This window comes from Dolichospermum sp. LEGE 00246 (assembly GCF_015207865.1).
GTDB lineage: Bacteria > Cyanobacteriota > Cyanobacteriia > Cyanobacteriales > Nostocaceae > Dolichospermum > Dolichospermum heterosporum.
In genome coordinates this window covers 1-5384 of the sequence record NZ_JADEWA010000379.1, presented here as the reverse complement: position 1 = coordinate 5384, position 5384 = coordinate 1, and the positions used below count along the sequence as shown (strand labels likewise).

General features: G+C 38.1%; 5 protein-coding genes and 1 pseudogene. 2 read left to right on the top strand and 4 right to left on the bottom strand.

The annotated features are described in order from the left end of the window. Positions 1 to 43 precede the first annotated feature (43 nt). From IQ228_RS20225 to IQ228_RS20210, 4 genes and pseudogenes are all read right to left on the bottom strand, one after another. Positions 44 to 214, bottom strand: coding sequence for a CopG family transcriptional regulator (locus tag IQ228_RS20225; RefSeq protein WP_193964158.1), 171 nt, complete (start codon positions 212 to 214; stop codon positions 44 to 46). Between the two features lie 187 nt (positions 215 to 401). Beyond that, positions 402 to 1643 carry an RNA-guided endonuclease TnpB family protein gene (locus tag IQ228_RS20220; protein WP_193964156.1) on the bottom strand — a complete coding sequence of 414 codons (1242 nt, stop codon included), beginning with the start codon at positions 1641 to 1643 and terminating at the stop codon, positions 402 to 404. Next, a pseudogene (locus IQ228_RS20215) lies at positions 1634 to 2198 on the bottom strand (IS607 family transposase). The gene IQ228_RS20220 and the pseudogene IQ228_RS20215 overlap by 10 nt, the downstream one beginning before the upstream one ends. Positions 2199 to 2504: 306 nt before the next feature. Beyond that, entirely contained in the window at positions 2505 to 4121 is a 1617-nt protein-coding gene (locus IQ228_RS20210) for a hypothetical protein (RefSeq protein ID WP_193964154.1), read from the bottom strand. 297 nt (positions 4122 to 4418) lie between these two features. Here IQ228_RS20210 and IQ228_RS20205 point away from each other — a divergent pair, with 297 nt between their 5' ends. Together IQ228_RS20205 and IQ228_RS20200 are read left to right on the top strand one after the other, a co-directional pair. Further along, complete coding sequence (locus IQ228_RS20205; RefSeq protein WP_027403631.1) at positions 4419 to 4775, top strand: iron-sulfur cluster assembly accessory protein; 357 nt, start codon at positions 4419 to 4421, stop codon at positions 4773 to 4775. A gap of 124 nt (positions 4776 to 4899) precedes the next feature. After that, entirely contained in the window at positions 4900 to 5322 is a 423-nt protein-coding gene (locus tag IQ228_RS20200) for a M48 family metallopeptidase (protein WP_027403630.1), read from the top strand. The last annotated feature ends 62 nt before the right edge of the window (positions 5323 to 5384 follow it).

Here is a 5384-nt window from a genome sequence, read left to right as displayed (position 1 = left end):
TGTGTATAAGAGACACCCCTACTCCCTGCCCCCCTGTCGTCTATCACACTCCTGTCATCTCTTCCCCTTGAGGGAGACTTCTAATCAGTTCTCGAATCACATCTGTTGCTGGTCTACCTGTTTGTTGACAATATTTTTCTAGTTTTTCCGCTTCTTGTGTAGCTAGATTCACTGTTATGCGTTTAACCGCCCATTTCTTGTTTGTCATTATCATGCACTTTGCTAGTTTATTAACTTGATATGGAGAGTCTGGTCACTCAAAACAAAAATAATACTATGATAGTTAGTCTGAATTAGAAATGTAACAAAAACACTAATTATATTTGAAATTTTCAGTTTGTCAACTACTTACCCAAATAAATTTGGCGATAACCTTGCTTGAATAGTTACTAAAAATATAGTCAAATATTTCTAGCTTGGTAAGGCTTACACCTTACAGGGCTAACTACAAGCCTCTCTACTGAGTTTCTATCAAAGATAGACTCCCCAACTACTTTTCTTAATATATTCAGAGAACCGTTTAAATCTGCTGAATAAGGCTGACCCGACTTAGACCTAAATAAACCTCTTTTAACTCTTTTTCCTAAATATTGCTCATGCTTTTTGATTGGTTCAAAATCCAGAAAACTACATTTTGAGGTATAGCTTTCTTCTACAATTTGTACCTTAATTCCTACAAGTTTAGCTTTGTATTCTAACTGTTGGATGAATCGCGCATGAGGAATATTGGTAAAGTTTTGGTTAGTTTTACTCCCTAAGTTAATATTCTGTTTCCAATTCTCATTTTTACCTATAATTAAATGGGTTATATTTTGACTAACTAGCTGATTAATAATAAATCTACTAGCTGTGTGGAGGTAGTAATCCACTTTATTATTACGCTTGAGTGTTAATGCTTCTATTTTTCGAGAAGATTTTTGATTTTTCACGGTGAGCGCAGTCGAACCGTTAGGTAACTGAGATTGAAGACTAGCTTTAACTTTGTTGTAGAACTGGTTACAAGATTTAATTGCTTTGCCGCAAACAATAAAAGGTTGAAAATCTAAACAATTACTACTGACAGTAGCTAAGTTGTTTAGTCCTATATCAATCGCGGCGATTCTATTATTAACTTCTATGGTGGTTTCTTCTCTTTCATAAACTGCCTCAAGAATATAAACATTATTTTTAGGAATTATCCTCACTTCTTCAATTTGTGTTAGCTTAGTTTTAATACTTATGGGTAATCCCGAAGGTGAGATTAAACCTTGTTTTAAGGCTTTTGTGGAAACAGCCTGATTATTAAAAGTTAAAACATTTCTCCCCTGAAGTTTATGTTTATATTTAGGTAGTTTTGGTTCACCTAAAAACTTATCTGGACTTAACTGATATTCCTTCTTTGCCTCCTGGTACGATTTAAAGCATTTATCAACTTGTTTAAATACCATTTGAGCGACTTTACTAGGTAAGGCTTGATAATCATCACTCTTCTTGAGTGAATGATATATTTGATTGAATGTTGGTATTGGTTGACCACTAAAGAAAGCCTGACGACATAAATACACAGCACAGTTAAATAGATTTTTTGAGAAAAAAGACATTTGATCAATTTCTCTAAACCTGATGTGATTCTGTTTAATTATATGTCGCTCAACTAATCGCATTCTGACTCCAGGCACTTAACAATACACTCTGTTTTTCTCTTTTTTTCTTCTTAATCCATAGATTCTAGCACAAAAGCTAGTTATTATTGAAATAAAATCTTGCATCATATCTTCTGTTTCTTCTTCCGCCAGATTTACTACTTCAATATCTTTGCCTTGTTTGTTAAGCAGAACCTTCAAATAATTAAAACCAATTCTGGTTAATCGGTCTTTATGTTCCACAACAATGATTTTGTAATCATCTTCATTGAGTAATGCAACTAACTTTTTACGATTATCATTCACCCCGCTTCCTATTTCTTTAATTACTTTTTTTATTTGGTAGCCCTTAGCTTCGCAGTAATGCACAAGTCTTTGGGCTTGACTATCTAAATTCGCTTTATTTTCAGAGATTGAAACTCTCGCGTAAATAACGACTCCTTCAGTTATTTTTTGTACATCAACAATGACTGTACCTGTAGGTAGTTGCGTAGCTTTAAGTTCACCACGTTTCCACATTCTCCAAGCAGTCTGATAGCTTATTCCTTTTGATTTTGCATAGTCAGATAGTTTCATTCTCCAATCATCACACAAATGATTATATTTGACTATGTTTGACTATATTTTTGTGATTTAAACTCAATACTGGAAATTTCTGGTAGCTTGAGTGTCATTATCATGCACTTTGCTAGGTTATTAACTTGATCTAGAGAGTCTGGTCACTTAAAACAAGAATGAGAGAGACTATGAAAGTTAGTCTAAATTAAAAATGTAAATAGGGAACAGGGAAGAAAATAGATCAGGAGAATCTTACAAAAACAAAATTGGATTGTTATAGATATCCTGTAATTTAATTTATAAATTCTAGGTATATCTATTTATTTAGTCAACCGTTTCCAAGCTTAATTCTTCCGAGGAAAGTACATGAGCTTCTAATAAAGCCATCATATCTCTTAACTGGGGATTACCACGAGAAGATCCAGTCAATCCTTTGGCAATAATTAACCCACAATGTCCTTGAGTATTTTGACACCGCTGATACCATTTTCGCTTGGCTTCTATATGCACTGGGTCGTCATCTAAAAATTGCCCAAACAAAAATAATTCACTGTTATGGGTTTGCAATAACCCTAAATCGTATAGATCATCATCTACTGGATCCGTGACAGTGTGAAAGCAGATTGCGTTTAATCCTCCAGCGGCTTGAATATTTTCAATAATCCCTTTAGCCTTGGGACGGGAGGTTTGAATGACAATCACAGGTAAACCATCACCGACTTGTTCAAATTCCCCTGCTGCTTGGTGATTAGGTGCTTGACGCAGGTAATCTAACGTCTCCCAGGGTAAGACACCCAAACTCATGAAAGCATCTTCTGGGATTAAGTCGTCTCTTAAGGCTTCAAATATGGAATCATCTTCGTCGTCTTCATCTTCGTCATCTAAATCAAAACCAGCCATTTCCTCTAGTTCTGCTGTCAACTCTGGCATGGTAGAAACAGTGACAGTTAAGGATTTGCGATTGTTGTTGGCTTCTGGTAGGGAAATTCGATAACGTTGGCTCAGGGCAAGAAAATCTTCGTCGTATAATTGCCGATGATGGTCACGGAGAAACCGCAATAAACTTTCTACGGCAACAAAACTGAGTAGTGCTTCTTCTTCATACAAAACGGAACGTAACCCTTCTAGGGGGTGAATATTGCCGAAGGTGGGTTGAATTTCGGACAGGGGCATTTGTGCCAAATTACCCGGATCATCATCCTCGTTGTCATGCAGGGAGTCAAATGTGAGAAATAGACAATCTTGTTTGAGGAAGGCTTCTTCTAAATCTTGATTTAGTTCATCTTCGTCAGCTAAAACAGCAGCCCGAAACCGTTTAAGAGAATCTTCCGAACGATAAAACAAAATACCATATTCAATGCCCAACATTCCCATGACGGAGGCATAAAGTTTTTCTACATCCCATTGATTGATTTCTATGGATAAAATTTGCTGTTCTTCTAGAAATCTCCAAGGGGCAGTTTGCCAGACTTCTAAGGCTTTATCATGGAGGAGTTTGGCGTATTTGGGTGGTAAGTCGGGAGTTTGGCTATCAATGACTTCGGCAAAGGAGCGAAATAGTTCGTCAATTATGGGTAATTCCGGTACGTAGTCAATGGCAATGTCTAAATCCTGTAAGACTCCGCGCAGGTAAAATTGAATTTCCCGATCGCGCACAACTATTCTTTGTGGTCTACCGGGTTTGGCTGGGCTTTGGGGATGTTCTATTGCCCGCATGAGGGTACGCACAATGGCTTCTGGACCCAGGGCGGGATCTATCATGTCCATGCCTCTAACAATGCCTTCTGAGGCATCTACCCAAAGAATGCAGTCTCCTTTGGTATCTGGATCTGTAAATGGGGTGTGTGGTGATGACAATGGACGGCGATCGCCCTCCCATACAGAAGGAATCTGGGTTAATTTCTGCAACCGGCGACTGGTAGAGCGATTAAAACTTGTCATAGAGTAAGTGAATCAAAACAAAGCGATTGAGAATGGGAATTTCGGGAATGGTTAATCTTTCAACATACCTAACCCCTCAATTCTAGGATAAAAATCTGAGGTTGCTGACAAAGGAGCAACACTGGATAGAGAGGGGATTATTTGAAAATTTTTTCCTATCTTTCCATCTTCCCATCTTCTTATGCTTTTTTGCCGTCGTAATGTCGCTAAAATGAATACAAAAACATTCACAGCAATCCAGCGGTACAAGAATGCCTACTGGAATATTGATAAAACTAGTTCAGGAGTTAAAAATTTATGACCCAAGCAACTCAAACTCAACAACGGGGAATTCTGTTATCTGAATCGGCATTGCGTCAGGTTAAGTCTCTTCAAGATAAGCAAGGGCAAGATTTATGCTTGCGGGTGGGAGTCAGACAAGGTGGTTGTTCGGGAATGTCTTACATGATGGATTTTGAGGATGTCAGCAAGATTACCCCTGATGATGAGGTTTTCGATTATGATGGCTTCAAAATTATTAGCGATCGCAAAAGTCTACTTTACCTTTACGGCTTAATGCTCGATTATAGTGATGCCATGATTGGTGGTGGTTTCCAATTCACTAACCCCAATGCCGCCCAAACCTGTGGTTGCGGTAAGTCTTTCGGAGTATAATACCGTGAGGAGTCAGGAGGCAGGAGTCAGGAGTCAGGAAGAAACTATTTTTCCATAACAACTGACAACTGACAACTGACAACTGACAATTGACAACGAACAACTGACCACTGACAACTGACAAATGACTAATACAATTGATTCCCTATTTGATACAGGTTTAGAACGTTATAAAGCTGGAGAATCTGTAGAATCCTTGATTCCTGTATTTAAAGAGGTATGCGATCGCTCTCCTAAAGCCAGTTCAGCCTGGATTTGTTTAGCTTGGTTATATCTTCTCGATAACAAAGGTAAATTAGCTTTTAACGCTGCTAATAAAGCCGTCAAACTCAATCCCCAAGACCCACAAGGCAGAATTAATCTAGCCTTAGCTATGCTAGAAACAGGTCAAAAAGGTTTGCGGGAACACATTGACGTAGCACAACAATTGATATTTGTCAATGAAGAATGGCAAGAAGAAGTCAAAAATAGCATTGAAGATGGTTTAACCAGAAAACCTGATTGGAAAAATTTAGCCAAAGTTAAAAAATGGTTATTTGAAGAATAGGGAGTGGGGGAGTGGGGGAGTGGGGGAGTAGGGGGAGTAGGGGAGTAGGGGGAGTAGGGGGA

Coding starts and splice junctions, on each gene's coding strand:
- IQ228_RS20225 (WP_193964158.1), bottom strand. CDS start 214: ATGATAATGACAAACAAGAAATGGGCGGTTAAACGCATAACAGTGAAT.
- IQ228_RS20220 (WP_193964156.1), bottom strand. CDS start 1,643: ATGCGATTAGTTGAGCGACATATAATTAAACAGAATCACATCAGGTTT.
- IQ228_RS20210 (WP_193964154.1), bottom strand. CDS start 4,121: ATGACAAGTTTTAATCGCTCTACCAGTCGCCGGTTGCAGAAATTAACC.
- IQ228_RS20205 (WP_027403631.1), top strand. CDS start 4,419: ATGACCCAAGCAACTCAAACTCAACAACGGGGAATTCTGTTATCTGAA.
- IQ228_RS20200 (WP_027403630.1), top strand. CDS start 4,900: ATGACTAATACAATTGATTCCCTATTTGATACAGGTTTAGAACGTTAT.